Source organism: Pontibacter arcticus, assembly GCF_003284895.1.
In the GTDB taxonomy this organism is placed as follows: Bacteria; Bacteroidota; Bacteroidia; order Cytophagales; family Hymenobacteraceae; genus Pontibacter; species Pontibacter arcticus.
Genome location: NZ_QMDV01000003.1, coordinates 638,072 through 659,271, shown reverse-complemented (window position 1 = coordinate 659,271; position 21,200 = coordinate 638,072). Strand labels below are relative to the sequence as shown.

The following is a 21,200-nucleotide window of genomic DNA, read 5'->3' as shown; positions in this document are numbered from 1 at the left end:
AACCTATATGGCAGAAAATAAAACGATCCTGATTGCAGAAGATAGCTCTGTGATCCTGAATTTGACAAAGAAGATCCTGGAATTACAGAACTACAAGATCCTGACGGCCAAAAACGGCGGCGAAGTTCTGAAGCAGGTAGAAGCGCATAAGATAGATGCTATTCTGATGGATTTGAATATCCCGGTAAAGAATGGCATGGATTGCACCCGCGAGATAAGAGCGCACGAGAACAAGACCATTGCTGGTATTCCGATCATTGCCGTAACCGGTAATGCAAACAACTACTCCATGGAAGATTTTAAGGAAGCCGGCATTAACGACTACCTGCCAAAGCCGCTTGATTTCGACATGCTGGTACAGACCGTAAAAAAATACACAGTAGAAAAGGAATAGATGGAGCTAAAGTATACTCGACCATTTTTAAACAAACTTGAGGATATTTTTGCAGAGTCGGATTTTGTATTGCGCTACGAGAAGGGCAATTTTAAAGCCGGATACTGTTTGCTGAAGGATATGAAGGTGGCTGTAGTAAACAAATATTACAGCCTGGAGGGCAAAATAAACTGCCTGTACGATATCCTGAGAACTATTTCGGTGGATGAAACACTCCTGAGCAGCAAGAACAGACAACTCTACCAGGAAATCCGTAACCTCAATCAGAATTAATTGAAAGTAACATTTCTAGGCACTGGCACCTCGCAGGGCGTACCCGTTATCGGGTGTGACTGCGAGGTTTGTCGTTCTGTGGATTACCGCGATAAACGTCTGCGCGTATCGGTGCATTTGCAGGTAAACGGCAAAAGTATCATCATCGATTCGGGCCCCGATTTCAGGCAACAGGTGCTGCGCGAGCGCATTAAAACGCTGGATGCGCTGGTTTTTACCCATGAGCACAAAGACCACACCGCCGGCCTGGATGATATACGTGCCTATAATTTTACCCAGAACAAGGATATGCCGCTCTTTGCTGAACAGCGCGTACTGGACCAGCTGCAACGAGAGTTTGCTTATATTTTTGCCGATTTCAAATATCCCGGTATCCCGAAGGTAGAACTAAACCCCATCAGTACAGCTCCTTTTAAAGTGGAAGGTGTGCCGTTTATCCCGATCCGGGTGGATCATTACAAGCTGCCTATACTTGGTTTCCGGGTAGGCGATTTCACCTATATCACGGATGCCAACAAGATCTCAAAAGAGGAAAAGCAAAAGATACGGGGCTCTAAAGTTGTGGTGCTGAATGCTCTGCGCAAAGAACCGCACATCTCCCACTTCTCGTTGCAGGAAGCCGTAAACCTGCTGGAAGAATTGCAGCCCGAACGTGCATACCTGACCCACATCAGCCACCTGCTTGGCCAGCACCGCGAAGTAGAACTAGAACTCCCCGATTTTATACGCCTGGCCTATGACGGGCTACAATTGGAGTTATGAGTTACGAGTGCCGAATTATGAATTAATCTATTCGCATTTATACTTTCATTTTGTTCAATCCCGAAAATTCGTAATTCGTAATTCGTAATTCGTAATTCGTAATTCTAAAAAAGTGCATCAGAACTACTACTTTATACGGCAGCTTTCGGAGGCACTAAAACCTGCCTTACTTGGCAAAAAGATCGTCACAGCCTTCAGCCAGAACAAAGACGAACTTATACTTGGTTTTGCCGGTCAGCACCAGGAATTCTATATCCGTGCACTACTTACTTCACGCTTTAGTTCGCTTTCTTTTCCGGATGTATTTAACAGGGCAAGGGCCAACAGCGTGGATCTGCTTGAGGATATGCAGGGCCATACCGTGGAGGATGTAGTGCAGCACCTGAACGAGCGCAGCTTTTACCTCCGGCTTTCGGGAGGCATGCAACTACTGTTCAAGTTATTCGGAAATCGCTCTAACGTGATATTTTACCAGAACGGCGAGCCACCTGAGCTTTTTCAGAACAAATTCGGCAGCGACGCCGACCTGGACCCTGAGCAGCTTGACCGGGCCATTCCGCAGCATTACGAAGCCTTTGTAGCCGCTGGCGGCGATCTGCGCAAACTTTACCCAACCTTCGGGGAGTTGCCGAATTTATACTTGCAAGAGCAGCGCTACAGCCAGCTCGACCTGGAACAGCAATGGGAACTTGTACAAGCCTTGCTCGATATTTTAGAAGCACCAACCCAGTATTACATCATCCGCCTAAACGGGAAGTTACGGCTCTCGCTTTTGGAGTTAGGCACGGTAGAACATACTTTTGCGCATCCGCTGGAGGCCTTAAACGCTTATACCCGCTATTATTTAGCTGAAACCGGATTCCAACAACAGTATGAGCAGGCCAGCCAGCTTCTTTCCAGGAAACTGCAGGTTACGCAAACCATCCTGCAGCAAACCGAAACCAAACTGCAGGAGCTGCGCCACGACCGCTCGTACCGCCAGAACGCCGACGTGATCATGGCCAACCTCACCAACATTCCGGCCCGGGCCAGGCAGGTAGAACTCTATGATTTTTACACCGATCAAAACCGGATTTATACTTTAAAAGAAAGCGAAACGCCGCAGAAATTCGCCGAACGCCTTTACCGGAAAGCCAAAAACCAGCACGTAGAAGTAACCCAGCTGGCCGAAAAAGCAGAGCGGAAACTGGAGGAAGTGATTGTTCTGGAGGATGCCCTGCAGGCTTTGGCAGAAGTGAAAGATTTCAAGCAAATGAAAGCATACCAGCGCGAGTATGAACATTTGCTTTCCCAGAAGCAGCAGGCGCAGCAGGAAATTCCGTTCCGGGTGTTTGAGGCCGAAGGCTTTAAGATACTGGTTGGCAAAAGCGCCAAAAACAACGACCTGCTCACGCAACGCCATACGCACAAAGATGATTTATGGCTCCATGCCAAAGATGTGTCCGGCTCGCATGTGGTGATCAAACAAAAGGCTGGCAAAACCATCCCTGCCACTGTACTCGAAAAAGCAGCCCAGCTTGCCGCCTATTACAGCAAACGCAAAACCGATTCGCTTTGCCCTGTGCTGTATACGCCCAAAAAGTATGTGCGCAAACCAAAAGGTGCTGCGCCTGGCTCCGTAGCCGTAGACCGTGAAAAAGTTATACTTGTAAAGCCCGAAAACCCCTTCGAACGGCTGCATTAAAACTGGTCACTGATTTACTCCCTTTGTAATCAGAAATACAAAGTATAAAACCGCCTTAAAACGCAAAAAGCCCTATCCGTTAGAATAGAGCTTTTTGTTTGTGCGCGCGGGGAGATTCGAACTCCCACACCCGAAGGCACCACCCCCTCAAGATGGCGTGTCTACCAGTTTCACCACGTGCGCAGGTAACATGTGAATGCAAAAGTAGATACCCCAAACGATATATGCAACCACTAACTGCTGCTTCCGGAAAATAAGTTGCTTATCCTGGTGTCCGAAAGTATAGATGCCTCAATAAATTTAAATTTTAAAAGGATATTACAGAACCTTATGTTGTTATCGTGATGTTACTCCCTGTAACTAACCCGGTACTTAGAATGGTTATCCGATGTGTAAATCAGCGTTTATACTTGCTGCTAACCTCTTCAGTTTCTGAACATTTATACCTGGTTCCTGATTATATACTAAGTAGCACTTTTACATACTGCCACACCGAACCGGAAACTGTATGAGCATCAAAATAAAGGGATTATCTAAAACCTACGGCAAAAAACCTGTATTGCAGGAGCTTAATTTAACGATAGAAAAAGGCCAGTGCTACTGTTTGCTCGGTAAGAACGGGGTTGGCAAAAGCACTTTCCTGAATTGTATTTTAGACTTGGTGAAGCCCGATGCAGGGTCAGTTAACCTTTTAGATAAAAATTACAGCCAGCACGGCTACGAAATAAAGCAGAACCTGGGCGCACTTTGCGAAGACAACCCACTGATCGAAGAATTTACCGGCCTGGAGTACCTCAACTTTGTAGCGAAACTTTACCGCCTGCCAACTGCCGAGGCAAACGAGCGCATCAGCAGCTTAACCAAATACTTTTTCTCGGACCAGGAATCGCTGCAAAAGAACATGGCAGGCTACTCTACCGGCATGAAAAAGAAAGTTGGCATTGCTGCCGCCATACTTCACAAACCCGATGTACTGCTTTTAGATGAGCCTTTCACGGGCCTCGACCCAATTGCCGCACAGCTTTTAGTGCAACTTATCCGCAGCTACCGCAACGCTAACCGTATTATCCTCATCTCGTCGCATGACCTGAATTATGTGGAGCGCGTGGCTACGCACATTGGCGTTCTGAATGACGGGCAGATGATGTACAACGGGTCGGTAGAAGAATTTACTATGAACGGAAAGAACCTGATTGACCAGGCCTTGTTCCAGTTGCTGTTGCCGCACCACAACCCGGAAGCGAACATCGACTGGATGCTTACCTAAGTTTATACCATGGAGTTAATCTTATATGCGTGCCGTGTACGGCTGGTTAGCCAGTTCCGGCAGAAAAAGACGCAGCGTTTCCTGATGCTGGCTTTCGGCATTGTACTGGCCTACTTCTACAGCTGGCTTTTTTCTTTTGTAATGCTGGAGTCGCATAAAACCGACGCAGGGCCTACGCCCGTACTGATGCTGGAATATGCAAACCTGTTTATACTTGCACTCATCATCCTGAAAGGCTTTTTCCCGGCTTATGTTCCTAAGATCGAGATTATACAGCGTATATTTCCCGTCAGGCCGGTTGTAAAATTCCGGACTGAGCTTGTGGTAGAACTTGTTTCGCCGTTCTATTTTATTTTGCTCAATTTCTTGTTTTTCCTGTGGCTGATGTCGCCGGAGTACACATTTATATATTTCCTGCAAAGTATACTTGTATTGCTAACAGCGCATGTAACACTGCGCTCGTTGCAGGTATTTGTAGAGCGGAAGGTGCACTGGACAAGCCGCCACTTTAGTACGGCAGCTGTTATGGCTGCCGTATTTGTAGCCTTGCAGGCACAGCAACCCATGTTTAGGCCAGACACTGAAGATTGGCTGCTGCTGATCGCACACCTGGTGGCTTTGGGCTTTTTTATCGCGTCAAATTACTTTTTAGAGCTGGCCGCCGCCGAACCACGCAAGCGTACCGTAACATACAGCCAGGACAGCCGCCGTAGCCTGGGCTGGCGCCTGTTCAAAAACCATAAACTGGCCAAACAGATGCTGGTGTTCGGGCTGGTGTTTAAAGGCTTTTTCCTGGCGATTGATGCTTTCTCGGTTACACAGAAGGGCAGCCATATTTTTGATTATGCCGTTACTTTGTGGCTGTTTGTAGGGCCTATCGTGATCTACTCGTATGTGTTCAACAATATATGGGGCTTTTACCGCAACCTGTGGCTCACTGTAGAGCGGACAAGCGGAAGTATTAAGGCGTTTGTAAAAGCAAGCCTGCTGCCCCTCTGGATGCCCCTGTTGCTGGATGTTATCCTTACTTTGCTATACACTGCCTTCTTTAACCATGAGCATGCAGCCTTTATTGTAAGCCTGTATGTGAGCGCTGTCCTTATTTTAACGCCGTTTGGTATCATCGCTTCCATCATCAGCCCGAAAGCCGTGAAAGGTGGTGTGTTTAGTTTTGATGCAAAGGCCTCTTATCTTTATAACTTTATAGCCATCGCCCTTTTCGGGATGTTGTTTCTGCCGTTGCTGCACCCTGTTTTATACTTGATGTACCCCTTGCTGCTGGCCGGTACATATTTTGCTTTTTTCGCTGTGATGAAAGAATACCCGGTGTACAAGTATAAGCTCTTCGAAACGCTGTTTAAAAGTAATACCTGATGCTACAAAACAGGAAAGTATAAAAAACAAAAAAGCCACCCGAAAGGAGTGGCTTTTTCTTTGTGATCCCGCTGGGATTCGAACCCAGGACCCATACATTAAAAGTGTATTGCTCTACCAGCTGAGCTACAGAATCGGTACTTTTTGTTAGTAACTTGGGAGGGCAAAAGTAGAAATTTTATTTTAAATGACAAAATAAAATTTTCAAAACCTGTGTACTCCGATTGTAAAGATAAAAGCCAGGTGCTTCTTTGGTTTTCTATCTCTATTAGTGATCCCGCTGGGATTCGAACCCAGGACCCATACATTAAAAGTGTATTGCTCTACCAGCTGAGCTACAGAATCTTTTACTAACTTGCTTTATCAGGGGCGTTTCCCTTAATTGCGATGCAAAAGTAACAGCTATCTTTTTAAATGCAAAACCTTTGGTTCAAAATAAGTGTCTTTCTGATCACTTTTTTATTTACATTTTCAGAACCAGCTTATAGTCAGGCTCCTATTGTAACACTGGTTAAAGCAGATTCTTTATTTCTTAAACAGCATTATACGGAAGCTTTTCAGGAGTACGAACAGATTCTTAAAGAAAACCAACTTTACTCGCCACAGATGCTATTAAAGATGGCATATATCCGGGAAGGTTTCCGGGATTATACGGGCGCGATGTATTATCTCCATCTTTTTTATGCTAAAGTTCCCAGCCGATCGGTGCTCAAAAAGATGGAAGAACTTGCCCAGACCCACCGCCTGTCGGGCTACGAATACAACGACCTGCAGTTTTTTAAGACCCAGCTGAATAAATATTACATGCGCATTTTAGAGATTATGTTGCTGGTGGCGGTTGTAACGGCAACCATTATGTTTTTCAGTTGGCGCAAAGGGCAAAAGTTCAGCAGCAGTTTTAAGATCGGGTTTATACTTTACCTGCTCCTGATCGCTTACTATATCAATTTCCTGAACCTGGGTCATGCGGGTATTATCAGGCAAAATCAGGTAGCAATTATGTCGGCACCAGCTGCGGGCGCTACCTGGTTGGCTACGGCATCGGAGGGCCATAAAGTACCCATCACCGGCGAGCAGGACATCTGGTTCGAAATTGAATGGAAAGGAAAGCAGGCGTATATCCGTAAAAGCAACCTGCTGGAACTGCCCAGGTAATTTTTTGACAAAGGCATTTTTAACTTTTAGATAAAGGACCGAATTCTTAAAGTTGCTCAGGCTTTTGAAAAACTAATGATTCCTGCCCTTGCTGTGTGTTTTCACCAGCAAGCACAAGTAGGCTAACGTTTAGTTGTCGGTGAAAACACCAACAACGGCAGGAATCTATTTTTCTTTGACAAAAAACCAAAGGACAGAAGATTGCTTGAACAAGATATAGGGTCACTTTATCTTTTGTCCTTTATCTTTTGTCCTTTGTCTGATAGTCTTTTGTCAGGCTACTTCTTAAGCGGCGAATCCTTCTCTTTGGCCATCACATTATACACCAGCTTATCGGCCAGACCCGGCAGCAGTTTATTAACCCAGACAGCCATCTTACCCTGCGTGGTCATGATCAGGTCGCGTTTGCGCTTGATGGTTGCTTTCAGGATGCGGTCTGCCACTTCTTCGGCGCTCATCATCTCCTGCTCGTCGCGCGGTGTTTCGCCCTGCTGACGGCCATCTGCGGCTAAAGCAGTGTTTCGGATATTGGAAGCCGTAAAACCCGGACAAGCCAGCAATACGTGTACGCCAGAGTATAGCAACTCGGTACGCAGCGTCTCCAGGAAACCGTGCATGGCAAACTTGGAAGCTGAATAACCCGTACGCGCCGGTAAACCGCGATAACCCGCCACCGACGAAATACCAATAATAGAACCTTTGGCATTCTGAATGTAAGGCAATGCATACTTGGTCGTGTACACCGTTCCCCAGAAATTAATATCCATCACCTGCTTCAATACGTCGAGGTCCACATCCTGAAATAGCGCCCGCATCGAAATACCGGCGTTATTGATCAGCACATCCATACTTCCATACTTGGCTATCGTTTCCTGCACCATGCGCTCGCACTGCTCCTGCACGCTCACATCCGCCTGAATCGGGAGGTTATCAATACCAGCTGCGGTTAGTTCCTGTGACGTTTGCTCGAGTGCCTGCATATTTCTTCCCGAGAAAGCCACCTTCGCTCCTGCCCTGCCAAATGCAAATGCACAGGCTTTTCCTATACCGGAACTTCCGCCTGTTATCAGTATTACTTTATTTTTCATGTTCCTGAAATCATACTTTATACTTGTGCAAAGCTACTTATTTTAATCTTTTATCACTCAGCAGAGTTTATACTTCTAATCCGTTTTGCCATACTTGGCGGCACTGTTATCATCTGTACTTAATTTCGTATTTTTGCAGATATAAAGCAGAAAATCATCATGACAGCATATACTCCCTTAAGCGAACTCGGCGAATTCGGGTTGATCAAACTGATAAAAGATAAAGTAGAGCTTCGGAATTCTTCCACCATTAAAGGCATCGGCGATGACGCGGCCGTTATTGAGCCATCCGAAAAACAGATCGTGGTATCAAGCGACATGCTGCTGGAAGGCATTCATTTCGACCTGGCCTTCTGCCCTTTAAAGCACGTGGGGTATAAAGCGGTTGCGGTAAACGTTTCCGATATCGCGGCTATGAACGCTACTCCTACGCAGATTACCGTGAACATTGCTCTGGGCGCCCGTTATACCGTTGAGGCAGTGGAAGAACTGTACGAAGGCATCCGGTTGGCTTGCGAGAACTATAACGTTGACCTGGTTGGCGGCGATACGACTTCCTCCAGAACAGGCCTGATAATAAGTATAACTGCTATCGGGGAAGTTGCCAAAGGCGAAGCCGTACTGCGCAGTGGCGCTAAAGAGAACGATCTTATCTGTGTGACCGGTGATCTGGGGGCAGCCTACTTAGGTTTGCAAATTTTAGAGCGCGAAAAGCAGGCTTTTTTAGCCAACCCGGAGATGCAGCCTGAACTGGACGAAAAGCAATACATTATTGGTCGCCAGCTGCGTCCGGAGGCCCGTATGGATGTGATCCACGACTTGAAAGAGCGCGATATCAAACCAACTTCAATGATCGATGTATCAGACGGACTGGCATCGGAATTATTCCATATTTGTGCGCAATCCGGCGTTGGGGCTACTATTTTTAAAGACAATCTGCCCGCCGATGAGCAGATGCTGGAAGCTGCCCTTGAGTTTAACCTCGACCCGATAACCTGCATTCTGAACGGTGGCGAAGATTATGAACTGCTGTTCACGGTTGCCCTTTCTGATTACGATAAAGTAAAAAACCACCCGGATATCAGCATCATCGGCAAAATAACAGACAAAAGCGAAGGCATTAACCTGGCAAACAAGCACGGCCAGTCGTTCCCGTTGCAGGCACAAGGCTGGAAGCACTTTTAACCCCTCCCCAACCCTCCCCTAATAACAAGGGAGGGAGTTTTACTTACCATTTTATACTTCATAAAGTATACTTAAAGCCTTACTTCTTTTAAAGAACAATCAGTAACTATAAAACTTATACTTTATAGAAGCAATAGCAGACTCCCCGCCTTAGACAAGGAGGGGCTGGTGGTGGTTAGACCCAGTATAAAATGAAAAAGAGAAGCCGCTGCGGCTTCTCTTTTTCATTTTATCTAAGAACAACTCTTTTATCTTTTGTCAAATAGTCTTTTGTCAAAAAATTAATCTTCCGGGTACGGAATAAAGACAAAATTCTGGAATTCACCGTCCACGACAAACAGGCAGCAGAATTCATCGGAGTCTTTGTAAGCACCTTTAAAATCGTCGATTCTGTCTTCTAATATCAAGCCGCGCTGCACGAAATCTTCGAGGTAAGAGGCGTTGATATTCCACTCCAGGGCCAGTTCTTCTTTTGCCAGGAAATTAGAACCAACCGGTACCGGCGTACGACTAAACACAAAGATCGGGTACTCTGATATTTTGCGGCGGCGCACCTGGTAAGCGGCTTCTTTGAGGGTTTCGGCTACTACTACAAAATCTTTGGAGATGTTGCCGAGGTATTTTCCATTTAATTCCGGATCGTTTTCCATAAGTTTTTTACGTATTGCGTAGCACGTATCAGGTATCATGACTTTTCAATTGAACTACAAAGGACAAAGATGCTCAGTAAATATTCAAAGTGAAGAATAGAGACCGCTTTCTATTTCTCCTTTGTCTTTTGTCAAATAGTCTTATGTCAAAATAATCATGCTACCTGATACGAAATACGTGATACGTCTATCTATTTAGCGGTTAACAGAACTATATTTTCTACGTGGTGTGTCTGCGGGAACATATCCACGGGCTGCACACGGGTTACATCATACTTTTCGGAAAGCAGTTCGAGGTCGCGGGCCTGCGTAGCGGGGTTGCAGCTTACGTACACAATCCGGTTGGCGTGCACCTGCAGCAGTTTCGCGATTACGTCCGGGTGCATACCGGCGCGTGGCGGATCGGTAATGATCACATCCGGCCGGCCGTGGCGGTTTATCAACTCATCCGACAAAATATCTTTCATATCACCGGCATAAAACGTAGTGTTGTTGATGTCGTTTATCTGCGAGTTGATCTTGGCATCTTCAATGGCACTTGGCACATATTCAATCCCGATTACTTCGCGGCACTGGCGGGCTACAAAGTTGGCAATGGTGCCGGCACCGGTGTACAGGTCGTATACCAGTTCGTTGCCGGTAAGGCCGGCCAGGTCGCGGGTTTGTTTGTAAAGTACGTAGGCCTGCTCTGCGTTGGTCTGGTAAAAAGACTTAGGTCCAACCCTAAAGCGGATGCCTTCCATTTCTTCATGGATGTAAGGCAAGCCTTTATAGCATACCACTTCCATATCATGGAACGTATCGTTCATCTTAGGATTGACCACATATTGCAGCGAGGTAATCTCTGGGAATTGCGCGTGCAGGTGATCCAGCATACCAAGTATAGCTTCCTGCACATCAGATTTCACCAGCAAAATCACCATCAATTCGCCTGTGTTGGCCGTCCGGATGATGATGTTGCGCCAGAAGCCTTCCTGCTTTACGGCATCATAAAAATGCAGATCGAGGGTGCGGGCAAAATCGCGGGCAGCTAACCTGATCGAGTTGGACGGCTCGGGTTGCAGGTAGCAGTTCTCAATGTCCAGGATCTTATCGAAGCGGCCGGGCATATGGAAACCGAGTACGTTGCGGTTAAACTCCGCACCGGATTGTATCTGCTCGTTTGTAAGCCATCCGTTTTTAGAGAAAGTATACTCCAGTTTGTTGCGGTAAAAAGCTGTTTTGTCAGAACCGATGATCGGATCAAATTCCGGCAGTGCCACTTTACCGATGCGCTCGAGGTTATCTTTAACCTGTTTCTGCTTGTAAAACAATTGGGTATCGTAGCCAATGTGCTGCCATTTGCAACCGCCGCAAGTACCGAAATGCTCGCAAAAAGGCTGCACGCGCAGTTCCGAAAAAGCATGAAACCGAACCGGCTCCGCTTCCAGGAAATTCTTTTTCTGCCGCGTAATACGCAGGTCTACTACATCGCCGGGCGCAACGCCACCCACAAAAACCACCATGTTATCGAGGCGCGTCATGCATTTGCCTTCGGCCACCATCTCATCTATCCGTACGTTTTCGAGTATCTCGAAATGCTTTTTCTTCTTCTTTCTCACAATGCTGCAAAATTACGGTTTTTTTAGATACCTCCCCCTGCCCCCTCCTTTTTTCGAAGGCCCCTACCCCAAAACAGCAGGGAGTTCCTTAAAACATTTCATGTTTATCATATCCTGATTTTAAAAAGAAGTAATAAAAGATATACTTTAGAAACTACGCATACTGATAATAACCCTCTCCAGTTTTTAGGCTACGATTAAGACCTAAGTATACAAAAGCCTTATCTACCGCGAGTTTGAGCGGAGCGGTAACTTGTGGTTTTTCATACCAGCAAGCTTTCAGCTTGCGTGAGCCGGTGATAAGCTCAATTTATACTTCCGCAAGCTGAAAGCTTGCTGGTATGAAAAACCACGAGATGAAATCTCGCGGCAGGAAACAACTTGTGTCATGATCATAGCCTGTTTTTAGCAGAACAGGTTACTCAACAAAAGCGCCTTGTTCGGCTACATCATAATAAACTAATCCCAGCGTATCCAGTTGCTGCTTCGTTTTCTCTCGGTACCAGAGGCTGTTCGAGCTATCTAAAATGAGGTGTTTATACCTGAACTGCTGCAACTCTTCCGGATTGATGCGCACGTTGTTGGCAAGTATAAGATAATCCACGGGCAGCGGAGAAATGGTTTGTACTTTCAGTGGCTTATGCAGCAGCAGCAGTGTTTTATTCTGCCATGCATAGAGGCTGTTGCTATCAGGCAGAAACGCATGGTTTATACTTTGATGTTGAGTTGACGTATGGAGGAACTGAGGTTCGGGTTTATTTATGCCCAAATGCCACAAGTGCGGCTGGATATTAAACGTGTAGTCCTGCTTATCCTGTAATGTTATACTATCCGCCAGAAGTATGGCCTGTTGCCCCTGCACAAAAGACAAAGCTGTTTGGCCGCGCATGCTGTAAATTGTAAAAAACTGCTGCTTGCGCTGGGCAATGGTTTCTAGGATTTGCTGGGCTGCCAAAACAAAAAGTATACTTGCTGCTATAGCCAGGTACGGCAGTTTCTTTAAAGCAAAAAACAGGATCAGCATGAAAAACAACGCATACAGTAACCAGGTCTGGAAAGCGGTAATAGAGATGCCATCGAGCAACGCGTTTGGTAAACTGATCAGGTAGAAGTTTATCTCGTTCATGCACCAGATAACCCAGAAGTGCAGTTGGTATAAAAGCCAGCCGATCACCGGAATCCAGCCAAAACCAATGGCTGCCAGGCCACTGTACAAAGCAACCGTCGAGAGTGGAACCACAACCAGATTTGCCAGCCAGAAGTACACCGGAAACTGATGGAAATAGTATAAACTAAGCGGCGACGTAGCCAGTTGGGCCGCCATAGATACGGTAAACAAGGCCCAGAAGAATTTGCTAACACGGTTATTAACCTCAACTAAAGTATAAAGTTTAGGCTGCAGGTACACAATCCCGAGCACTGCCAGAAACGATAACTGGAAACCCACATCCAGCACAAAGTATGGGTTATGCAGCAACAGTACGAAAGCCGCTATCGCCAAGGTGTTATAGATATTAGATCGCCTCCCGATAGCAAGCGCCAGTGTAACCATGGTAAACATCACCACCGAGCGCAGTACAGAAGGCGATAACCCTGTGATAAAGGCATACAACCACAGAAACGCAATTACGATAAGTGCCGCATAAAACCGTTGGCGCGGCGTGCGGTTAAACTTCCCCAGAAATACCATCAGCACCCCATAAATTAAGCCTACATGCAACCCTGAAACCGACAATACATGGATAGTACCTGAATTGGTGTAGGCTGCTTTGATGGAATTATCCAGTTCGTCGGTAACGCCCAGCAGCAGCGCCGTAGAAATGCCATACTCCCGCTGCTCCGGCATATTTTTACGCAGTAACTGATCCACGTTCCGGCGCATCAGAATGCTATAGTATAAAATCGGGTTACCAGGATCGTTATTTAGTCTAAGATATTGCTCTGATTGCAGGAACTGGCGGTGGTAAATATTTTTGCCGGCCAGGTAAGCAGCATAATTAAACTGCTGGGGATTGAGAGCTGCTTCTACTTTTTGCGGGGCACCTTTTACCAGCAGCCTGTCGCCATACCGCAGCTCATATTCGCTGCCCGAATCGTGAGGAACAGACAGTTGCACTTTGCCACGTACCGGCTGCCATTGCCCCTTTATCTGTACTTGCTCCAGTTGCAGCACCGTGGTCTGGTAGCCGGGTTTTTGCAACACGTAACTATCCACCACGCCCATGTAATAAGCCGGCGAAGTCTTTAAATGCAGCAAATGGTCAGCTCGGTGGCTTTCGGTTTTAAAATGTGTTACCCATACACCACCTGCTACAAAACATAATATTCCAACTATACCTGTTAAACTTGTAATTGATGCAGATTTGAGCTTTCTGGAAAGTATAAAAAGTATAATGTATACTCCCACAAAAAAAGCAAGGAGCTCAGTACTGTAACTGAACTCCTTGCCCGAAATTAAATACACCAGGATGCCTGCTATAAAACTAAGCGTTATCCGAACAAACGGAAATGGCGCCCACCGCAGCATCAGCTTTTATAGGTCATTTTATAATGTTCTATGTCGCACTCCACAAACAGGTCGCCTTCTGCCGCAAAGCCGTTGCGCTTGTAAAAATTAACAGCCGGCAGTTGCGCATTCAGGTATACTTTTTCCTGCGGATGCGCTTGCTTTACATCTGCTAATACAGCCTTCAGCACCTGCTCCCCTATTTTCTTGTTCCGAAACTCCGGAAGTACAGCAAACCGCTCCAGCTTTACGCCGGCATCGGTCTTGCGCCAGCGGGCAGCCCCGCAGGGTTCACCATCAAAAGTAGCCAGGTAATGTTTCGCGACTGGTTCGTGTTCGTCGTGTTCGGCATCGGGTGGCACCTGTTGCTCGTGCACAAAAACCCGCTCCCGAATGCTGAACGCTTTCCGGAGGTCGTATTCCTGCTCTGCTCTGATCACCTGTATCATCTTCTGCAAAAATTACAAGCTGTTATCTGTTACGGTTAAACGGGCGGTGCTCTCTGGCTTCGCCGTTCTCCGCCAAAGCTTCTTCCTTGGCAGCACGGCGCTCTTCTTCCAGTTTGGTATAGGCATTCACGATCTCTTTTACCAGACGGTGGCGCACCACATCATCTGCTGTCATCTCTACCACGCCTACTCCTTTTACATTCCGGAGTATGTTCAGGGCTTCCATTAGACCGGAGCGTTGGTTACGCGGCAAATCGATCTGGGTCCAGTCGCCGTTTACCATTACTTTGGCGTTCGGCCCCATACGGGTCAGAAACATCTTCATCTGGGCTGGCGTGGTGTTCTGGGCTTCATCCAAAAGCACGAACGCATTGTTCAAAGTACGGCCGCGCATGTAGGCAAGCGGCGCAATCTCGATGATCTTGTTTTCCTGGTAAAATTTCAGTTTTTCGATCGGGATCATATCTTCCAGCGCATCATAGATCGGGCGCAGATACGGGTCCACTTTCTCTTTCATATCACCGGGCAAAAACCCAAGGCTTTCGCCAGCTTCCACTACCGGGCGCGATATAATGATCTTTCTGACCTCTTTGTTTTTGAGTGCACGCACCGCCATTGCAACCGATACATAAGTTTTACCGGTACCGGCAGGCCCCAGCGCAAATGTCAGGTCATTCTTCTCTACCGCATCGATCAGTTTCTGCTGATTAGGAGTCCGGGCTTTGATGATGCCACCTTTGCTGCCATATACAATAACGTCCGGCGAAGTGGCGATCACTTCCTCGTCGGTAAAAGCATCTGCAGAAAGATATCTATTTACACTGTTCTCCGTAATCTTCCCAAACTTGTGGTAATGATCGATCAGCGACGAAAAGAGTTCATGAATTTTAGTTATTTCCGGCGTCTGGCCCTGAATTTTGATTTCGTTTCCGCGGGATATGATTTTGCTGCTTGGGAAAGCGGCGGCCAGTTGTTTGATGTTCTGATTCTCTGTCCCCAGAAAATCAATCAGAGAGATGTTCTCTAAGGTTATTACTTTCTCTACCAAATGATTTATATATAAAGGGTCGGTTGGTACTATTTTTCTTAATTAAGGAATTTCTGTTAATATTACAAAACTATCAATATTATAGTTCGCAAATATGGCTGTAATTACGTTTCTGTCGGATTTTGGGTACACAGATCACTATGTGGCTGCCGTAAAAGCCCGAATTATTTCGCAAGATGCTCAGGCTCAGATCATCGATATTTCACATGGCATCGAACCCTTTAACATTGCGCAGGCAGAATATGTTTTCGGGGCCGTTTACCGCGATTTTCCGGAAGGCACCGTGCACCTGCTGGCAGTGGATACGCAGAGTAGAAAAGACGGCGGTTTCCTGGCTGCAAAGTATAAAGGCCACTACTTTTTGCTGGCCGACAATGGCCTGCTTTCGCTTTTAACAGACGGACAACCGGAAGTGGTGATTAACCTGAAAACGGAGTTCCCGCAGATGTCATTCCCGGCGAAAGATTTACTGGCCGCAGCGGCCGTTTTCCTGGCAAACGGTGGCGACCTGGATGTACTGGGCGAACGCACACACGAGTTTAAACAATTACTGAACCGGCAGTTGCGCTTAAGCGACCACGCCATTACCGGCCACGTTATTTATGTGGATCGTTTCGGTAACCTGATCACCAACATTACCCGCGACAGCATTGACACGATTGCACATGGCCGTACGTTTACGATCCATTTCTCGCGCGAAACCATCAGCAACATTCAGCCGAACTACAAACAGGTAAACGAAGGCGATTTCTGCTGTATTTACAACAGCCAGGGATTACTTTGCATCGGCATTAATTCAGGAAATGCTGCGGAAGCGCTGCACCTGGGCTTTGATTCGCCGGTTGAGATACGCTTTTACCCGGGGAGTTAAGGGTTGAATTTTGAATAACTGAATTTTGAATAACTGAATTTTGAATAACTGAATCATATTTCTTAAAATCATACCTTTGCTGCTGTTTTATACTTTACGCTTTGGTAGGCATTTATATAGTGCCTGTTTAACAGCTTAGACTTATTCAATTACTGAAAATTCAGTTATTCAAAATTCAAACTTATGTTAATACGCATTGTCCGGATGACGTTTCTGGCAGAGAAAACCGACGAGTTTCTGGCTATTTTCGAAAGCTCCAAAGACAAAATAAAAGCCTTTGACGGTTGCAACCACGTAGAATTATTACAGGACTTCAACCAGCCAAACGTTTACAGCACCTATAGCCTCTGGGACTCTGAAGAGCACCTGAACCAATACCGCAGATCCGAATTATTCGGGCAGGTATGGCCGGCAACCAAATCACTTTTTGCAGCCAAACCGGAAACCTGGTCTTACAGACAAGTATAAATAACCTCTTTTTAAGCAAAGCGCCTGCGTTTGAAAAAGTGCAGGCGCTTTGCTTTGTGCAGCTCATCAGTTTATACTTTGATTTAAGCTTATATATACTTTTATACTTTAAAAAAACATACCCCTTCCCTTAAAATAACAGACTGAAGCTTAACAGCATACTACATATTATAGATTAACACTATATCATAATAATAATTATCAATTTGATTTATGTGACTTTAGAGATCAATTTTGTGATGTAAAACATTCAAATACATCCTAAACATGGTTAAAAAAGTACTTATTCTGGGAGTTACCTTGTTGGCAACCGGTAACATGACTTTTGCACAGCAGAAGCCATTAACCACCAACACAGGCGCACCGGTTGGCAACAACCAAAGCTCTAAAACTGCCGGCGAAAACGGTCCGGTATTACTGGAAGATGTTCATCTGATTGAAAAACTTGCTGCCTTTGACAGGGAACGCATACCTGAGCGGGTAGTACATGCACGCGGCGCCGGCGCCCACGGCGAGTTCGAAAGCTACGGCGACTTCTCAAAGTATACAGTGGCTTCTTTGTTCAATACGAAAGGTAAAAAAACACCGCTTTTTGTACGTTTCTCAACTGTTGTGCACGAGCAGGGCTCTCCGGAAACGCTGCGCGACCCGCGCGGTTTTGCTGTGAAATTCTACACCGACCAAGGCAACTACGACCTGGTAGGCAACAACCTGCCCGTGTTCTTTATCCGAGATGCCATGAAATTTCCGGATATGGTACACTCTTTTAAACCATCGCCTGTTTATAACAAGCAGGACCAGGCCCGTGTGTTCGATTTCTTATCGCACCAGCCGGAATCTACCAACATGCTGACTTACCTGTACTCTAACCTGGGTACACCGGCCAGTTACCGCCAGATGGATGGCTTTGGCGTGCACGCATTTAAATGGGTAAATGCACAAGGCGAAGTTACTTACGTGAAGTATAACTGGAAATCGTTGCAGGGTGTGAAGAGCCTGACAGCTGCTGAAGCCAGTGCGGTGCAGGGCAAAGACCATTCCCACGCCACCGCCGATCTGTACGAACAGATCAGCAAAGGAAATTTCCCGGCTTGGGAGCTTTCAGTACAGCTGCTGAAGCCGGAAGACCTGGATAAGTTCGATTTCAACCCGCTGGACCCTACCAAAATATGGCCGGAAGCAGTTGCGCCAAGTATGAAAGTCGGCAAAATGACACTTAACCGCATACCGGGCAACTTTTTTGAGGAAGTAGAGCAGGCAGCATTCTCGCCGGCCACCCTTGTGCCGGGCATCGAGCCATCCGAAGATAAATTGCTGCAGGGCCGTGTGTTCTCATACTTCGATACACAGCGTTACAGGTTGGGTGCAAATTTCCAGCGCATTGGTGTTAATGCTCCGAAGGTAGAAGTAAACAGCAACAACCAGAATGGCGCGTTCAGCAACCGTGGCAAAAACTCCAATATCAACTACGAGCCAAGTGTTACCAAGCAGGGCACTTACACTGATAACAAGCAGTATGCCTACGCTGTGAGCAAGATAGATGCAGAAACGATGCAGCGCGTGATCACAAAGCAAAACAATTTTGCGCAGGCTGGCGAGCTGTACCGCTCTCTTTCCGAAACCGACAAGAAGCACCTGATCAATAACCTGGCAGGCGACCTGGGGCAGATCCAGAACAAGGAAATAGTAAACAAAATGGCAAGCTATTTTTACCAGGCTGATGCTGATTATGGCAACCGCCTTATAAAGGCACTGAAGCTGAACAAAGCGGAAGTAAACAAGCTGGTAACCCGGCAGTAAAAATATAGGCGGGCCGGCCACCTAGCCTGCCTATACTTATACTTCTCTCCCAACACATATTTATACTTTCATCAGCACGCACTTTCCAATTTATATGAGCACGTTACAGGTTATTTCTATCTCGCACCAAACAGCTACACTCGAATGGCGGCAGGCACTGCAACTGAGCAAAGCCGAAACAACCGCTTTTATGCAGGAGCTGAAAGAAGCGCAGTTGGTAGAGGGCGTTATGGTGGTAACTACCTGCAACCGCACCGAAGTATACTTTGAAACAACCCACGCCTCCCCGGGCATGATACAGGAAAGGCTGCTACGTTTTAAGCGCATACCAAACCCCGAAGCCTTTGCGCCGCGCTTTATACATTACAGCTACAGCGAAAGCACGTTGCATTACCTGTTGGAAGTAGGCCTTGGCCTGCGTTCTCAGGTTACCGGCGACAGGCAGATCATCACGCAGTTTAAGGAAAGCTACCAACTGACCAACGCTTTAAAAATGGGAAGCCCGTTGCTGCACCAGGCGCTGCAAACACTTTTCAGGACGCACAAGCGCGTACACAACGAAACCGATTTCCGGGCAGGAACCACTTCTGTAGGTTATGCCGCACTGGAACGCCTGACAGATTTTTATCCCCGAAAAGATTTTGGGAACAAGCGCATCCTCATCATCGGGACCGGCCAGATGGGAACCGACATTGCCCGTTACGCTGCTTCGTTCGGATTTAAAGACATTACCCTGACCAACCGCACCTCTGCCAAAGCAACCCAACTGGCCCAAGAATTAAACGTGCAGCAGATCCCTTACGAGCAACTAGGCGAGCAGCTGGCCAGGTATGATGTGGTAGTGAGTTGTGTGGGTGGCGGCGAATTATTGCAGCCTGGGCAGTTCGGGCAAACAGCTGCCAAACGCGTACTCCTCGATCTGTCGGTGCCACAGGGAATAGCCCCTGCTGCCGGACAACTGGCAAACACGACGCTGGTTAATATAGACCAGATCAGCAGCCGTACACAGGCGGCGCAGGAAGCACGCCAGGCTGCCATTGCAGTAGTGGAAGATATTGTAACCGAAGAGGCCGTAAAGTTTGCAGCATGGCTACAGGAATTGCCGGTGGCCGAAGCGATCAACGCCTTAAAAGCTTTTTTTGAAGATGTGATCGGCAGCGAATTACAGAAGCATCCCCTTGCAACCCAACCCGAAACGGTAGCAGCCATTACCAAAGCTACCCTCGACAGGCTGGTACGCAGGCCTGCCGGCGCTCTAAGAACGACAGAAGGCGCATCGCGTGAACAATTGCTGCAGGCTGTCGGGCGGCTTTTCCATACTTCCGCTCAGTAATCAAACTTAAATTTATACTTATTTATACTTCCATGAGATCTCTTTTCCTGAATATTTTACTACTGCTTTTACCTACCGCACTTTTTGCCCAATCTGATAATTTAATGGCTGCAGCACGCGCGGGCGATGTAACAGCCATCAGGCAACACCTACAAAAAAACGCAGATGTGAATGCTGCAGACGCGCGCGGCTTTACCCCTTTGATACTGGCCGTATATGGTGGCCACCAGGAGGCGACAACCATACTTTTAGAAGCGGGCGCAAATGTAAACCAACAGGATGCTTCGGGCAACACTGCTTTAATGGGAACAGCTTTTAAAGGCTATACTGACCTGGCAGCCTTACTTATCCGGAATGGGGCCAATGTGAACCTGCAGAGCGGCAACGGCGGCACGGCGCTTATGTTTGCCAGCATGTTTGGCCGCAACGAGCTGCTGGCCTTACTGCTTAAAAACGGCGCCGACAAAACCATGAAAGACGAACGCGGCCTTACGGCCCTCGACCTGGCAACCCAGCAGGGCAACACCGCGGGCATCGCGCTACTGAAGTAGCACGTTCTATAACTGGCAGCATAGTATAAATCTGCACATTGGTGTAGTTTATACTTTGCTGCTGCCTTTTTAAACGCTTCAGAGTAGCCCTGAAAAGCCTTAAGTTACACGTTGGCACAACAAAGCATCTCATTTTGGTGTACCTTTGCTATGTAGGGGGCCGCTTGTAAGGCAGGGCTCACAGAACTGAAATTATACGTTAATGCGCAACTACTTCGAGTTTTATACTATCCCGGAAAGTTTTCTGCCGGATGAGAAAGCCATAAAGCAGCAGTATTACCAGCTGAGCCGCCAGTACCATCCCGATTTTTTTGCCAACGAGCCACAGGAAAAGCAGGCCGAAATTTTGCAGCTTTCCACGCTTAACACCAACGCCTACCGCACGCTGTCTGATGCTGATCTGCGGATGCAGTATATCCTGAAGGAGCACGGCCTGCTGGAAGAAGGCGGAAAAAACGAATTGCCTTCGGATTTTCTGATGGAAGTGATGGAGCTGAACGAGGCGCTGATGGAACTGGAGTTCGACTTTGATGCAGCCATTTTGAAGCAGGTAAGCGAGCAAACCATTGGTATGCAGGCACAACTGGAAGCAGACATACTTCCGGTGCTGCAACGCTACCCCGAGCTGCACGGCATTACCAAAGACCAGGCACTGCAGCAGGTAAAAACTTACTATTTAAAGAAAAAATATTTATTGCGAATTCAGGAAACATTATCTAAGTTTGCAACCCAATCCTGATA

The 21,200-nt window shown here is 46.9% G+C and carries 20 protein-coding genes and 3 tRNA genes; 14 read left to right on the top strand and 9 right to left on the bottom strand.

Annotated elements, in window-relative coordinates; all coding sequences use genetic code 11:
* Positions 1 to 7 precede the first annotated feature (7 nt).
* From DP923_RS12350 to DP923_RS12335, 4 genes are all read left to right on the top strand, one after another.
* Complete coding sequence (locus DP923_RS12350; protein ID WP_112306149.1) at positions 8 to 394, top strand: response regulator; 387 nt, start codon at positions 8 to 10, stop codon at positions 392 to 394.
* On the top strand, positions 395 to 667 hold the full coding sequence (locus DP923_RS12345; protein ID WP_112306148.1) for a hypothetical protein: 273 nt from the start codon (positions 395 to 397) through the stop codon (positions 665 to 667).
* The gene (locus tag DP923_RS12340) at positions 668 to 1,429 is read left to right on the top strand and encodes an MBL fold metallo-hydrolase (RefSeq protein ID WP_112306147.1); all 762 of its coding nucleotides are present in this window, start codon (positions 668 to 670) and stop codon (positions 1,427 to 1,429) included.
* 112 nt (positions 1,430 to 1,541) lie between these two features.
* The gene (locus DP923_RS12335; protein WP_112306146.1) at positions 1,542 to 3,113 is read left to right on the top strand and encodes an NFACT RNA binding domain-containing protein; all 1,572 of its coding nucleotides are present in this window, start codon (positions 1,542 to 1,544) and stop codon (positions 3,111 to 3,113) included.
* 101 nt (positions 3,114 to 3,214) lie between these two features.
* Here DP923_RS12335 and DP923_RS12330 read toward each other — a convergent pair.
* Positions 3,215 to 3,296 (bottom strand) — tRNA-Leu (locus tag DP923_RS12330).
* A gap of 325 nt (positions 3,297 to 3,621) precedes the next feature.
* On the opposite strand from DP923_RS12330, the gene DP923_RS12325 reads away from it, so the two are divergent.
* Both DP923_RS12325 and DP923_RS12320 read left to right on the top strand, forming a co-directional pair.
* Positions 3,622 to 4,380, top strand: coding sequence for an ABC transporter ATP-binding protein (locus tag DP923_RS12325; RefSeq protein WP_112306145.1), 759 nt, complete (start codon positions 3,622 to 3,624; stop codon positions 4,378 to 4,380).
* Between the two features lie 9 nt (positions 4,381 to 4,389).
* Positions 4,390 to 5,754, top strand: a complete 1,365-nt coding sequence (locus DP923_RS12320; protein ID WP_112306144.1) for a hypothetical protein — start codon at positions 4,390 to 4,392, stop codon at positions 5,752 to 5,754.
* Between the two features lie 63 nt (positions 5,755 to 5,817).
* Here DP923_RS12320 and DP923_RS12315 read toward each other — a convergent pair.
* A tRNA-Lys gene (locus DP923_RS12315) sits at positions 5,818 to 5,890 on the bottom strand.
* Positions 5,891 to 6,026: 136 nt separating this feature from the next.
* Positions 6,027 to 6,099 (bottom strand) — tRNA-Lys (locus DP923_RS12310).
* Positions 6,100 to 6,168: 69 nt separating this feature from the next.
* On the opposite strand from DP923_RS12310, the gene DP923_RS12305 reads away from it, so the two are divergent.
* Positions 6,169 to 6,909, top strand: coding sequence for an SH3 domain-containing protein (locus DP923_RS12305; RefSeq protein ID WP_112306143.1), 741 nt, complete (start codon positions 6,169 to 6,171; stop codon positions 6,907 to 6,909).
* Between the two features lie 278 nt (positions 6,910 to 7,187).
* On the opposite strand, the gene DP923_RS12300 is transcribed toward DP923_RS12305, so the two are convergent.
* Complete coding sequence (locus DP923_RS12300) at positions 7,188 to 7,997, bottom strand: SDR family oxidoreductase (protein WP_112306142.1); 810 nt, start codon at positions 7,995 to 7,997, stop codon at positions 7,188 to 7,190.
* Between the two features lie 159 nt (positions 7,998 to 8,156).
* Here DP923_RS12300 and thiL point away from each other — a divergent pair, with 159 nt between their 5' ends.
* Positions 8,157 to 9,182, top strand: a complete 1,026-nt coding sequence (gene thiL, locus DP923_RS12295) for a thiamine-phosphate kinase (protein ID WP_112306141.1) — start codon at positions 8,157 to 8,159, stop codon at positions 9,180 to 9,182.
* Between the two features lie 281 nt (positions 9,183 to 9,463).
* On the opposite strand, the gene DP923_RS12290 is transcribed toward thiL, so the two are convergent.
* From DP923_RS12290 to DP923_RS12270, 5 genes are all read right to left on the bottom strand, one after another.
* Positions 9,464 to 9,832: a hypothetical protein gene (locus tag DP923_RS12290; protein WP_112306140.1), complete on the bottom strand. Its 369-nt coding sequence runs from the start codon at positions 9,830 to 9,832 to the stop codon at positions 9,464 to 9,466.
* 191 nt (positions 9,833 to 10,023) lie between these two features.
* Positions 10,024 to 11,433 (bottom strand): 23S rRNA (uracil(1939)-C(5))-methyltransferase RlmD, encoded by a 1,410-nt coding sequence (rlmD, locus tag DP923_RS12285; RefSeq protein WP_112306139.1) that lies wholly within the window; start codon positions 11,431 to 11,433, stop codon positions 10,024 to 10,026.
* Positions 11,434 to 11,851: 418 nt separating this feature from the next.
* Complete coding sequence (locus DP923_RS12280; protein WP_112306138.1) at positions 11,852 to 13,960, bottom strand: ComEC/Rec2 family competence protein; 2,109 nt, start codon at positions 13,958 to 13,960, stop codon at positions 11,852 to 11,854.
* Positions 13,960 to 14,388 (bottom strand): GNAT family N-acetyltransferase, encoded by a 429-nt coding sequence (locus DP923_RS12275; protein ID WP_112306137.1) that lies wholly within the window; start codon positions 14,386 to 14,388, stop codon positions 13,960 to 13,962. Before DP923_RS12275 ends, DP923_RS12280 begins: the two co-directional genes overlap by 1 nt.
* Before the next feature lie 22 nt (positions 14,389 to 14,410).
* Complete coding sequence (locus tag DP923_RS12270; RefSeq protein ID WP_112306136.1) at positions 14,411 to 15,436, bottom strand: PhoH family protein; 1,026 nt, start codon at positions 15,434 to 15,436, stop codon at positions 14,411 to 14,413.
* A 94-nt stretch (positions 15,437 to 15,530) separates the two neighbouring features.
* Here DP923_RS12270 and DP923_RS12265 point away from each other — a divergent pair, with 94 nt between their 5' ends.
* The 6 genes from DP923_RS12265 (at position 15,531) to hscB (ending at position 21,198) form a co-directional block, all read left to right on the top strand.
* A complete protein-coding gene (locus DP923_RS12265) occupies positions 15,531 to 16,307 on the top strand; it encodes an SAM hydrolase/SAM-dependent halogenase family protein (protein ID WP_112306135.1) in 777 nt (258 codons plus the stop codon).
* Positions 16,308 to 16,490: 183 nt separating this feature from the next.
* A complete protein-coding gene (locus tag DP923_RS12260) occupies positions 16,491 to 16,775 on the top strand; it encodes a putative quinol monooxygenase (RefSeq protein WP_112306134.1) in 285 nt (94 codons plus the stop codon).
* Between the two features lie 267 nt (positions 16,776 to 17,042).
* Positions 17,043 to 18,575 (top strand): catalase, encoded by a 1,533-nt coding sequence (locus DP923_RS12255; protein ID WP_112306133.1) that lies wholly within the window; start codon positions 17,043 to 17,045, stop codon positions 18,573 to 18,575.
* A gap of 94 nt (positions 18,576 to 18,669) precedes the next feature.
* The gene (gene hemA / locus DP923_RS12250) at positions 18,670 to 19,908 is read left to right on the top strand and encodes a glutamyl-tRNA reductase (protein WP_112306132.1); all 1,239 of its coding nucleotides are present in this window, start codon (positions 18,670 to 18,672) and stop codon (positions 19,906 to 19,908) included.
* Positions 19,909 to 19,940: 32 nt separating this feature from the next.
* On the top strand, positions 19,941 to 20,459 hold the full coding sequence (locus DP923_RS12245; protein WP_165838191.1) for an ankyrin repeat domain-containing protein: 519 nt from the start codon (positions 19,941 to 19,943) through the stop codon (positions 20,457 to 20,459).
* A 202-nt stretch (positions 20,460 to 20,661) separates the two neighbouring features.
* Positions 20,662 to 21,198, top strand: coding sequence for a Fe-S protein assembly co-chaperone HscB (hscB, locus tag DP923_RS12240; protein ID WP_112306131.1), 537 nt, complete (start codon positions 20,662 to 20,664; stop codon positions 21,196 to 21,198).
* Positions 21,199 to 21,200: the final 2 nt, after the last annotated feature.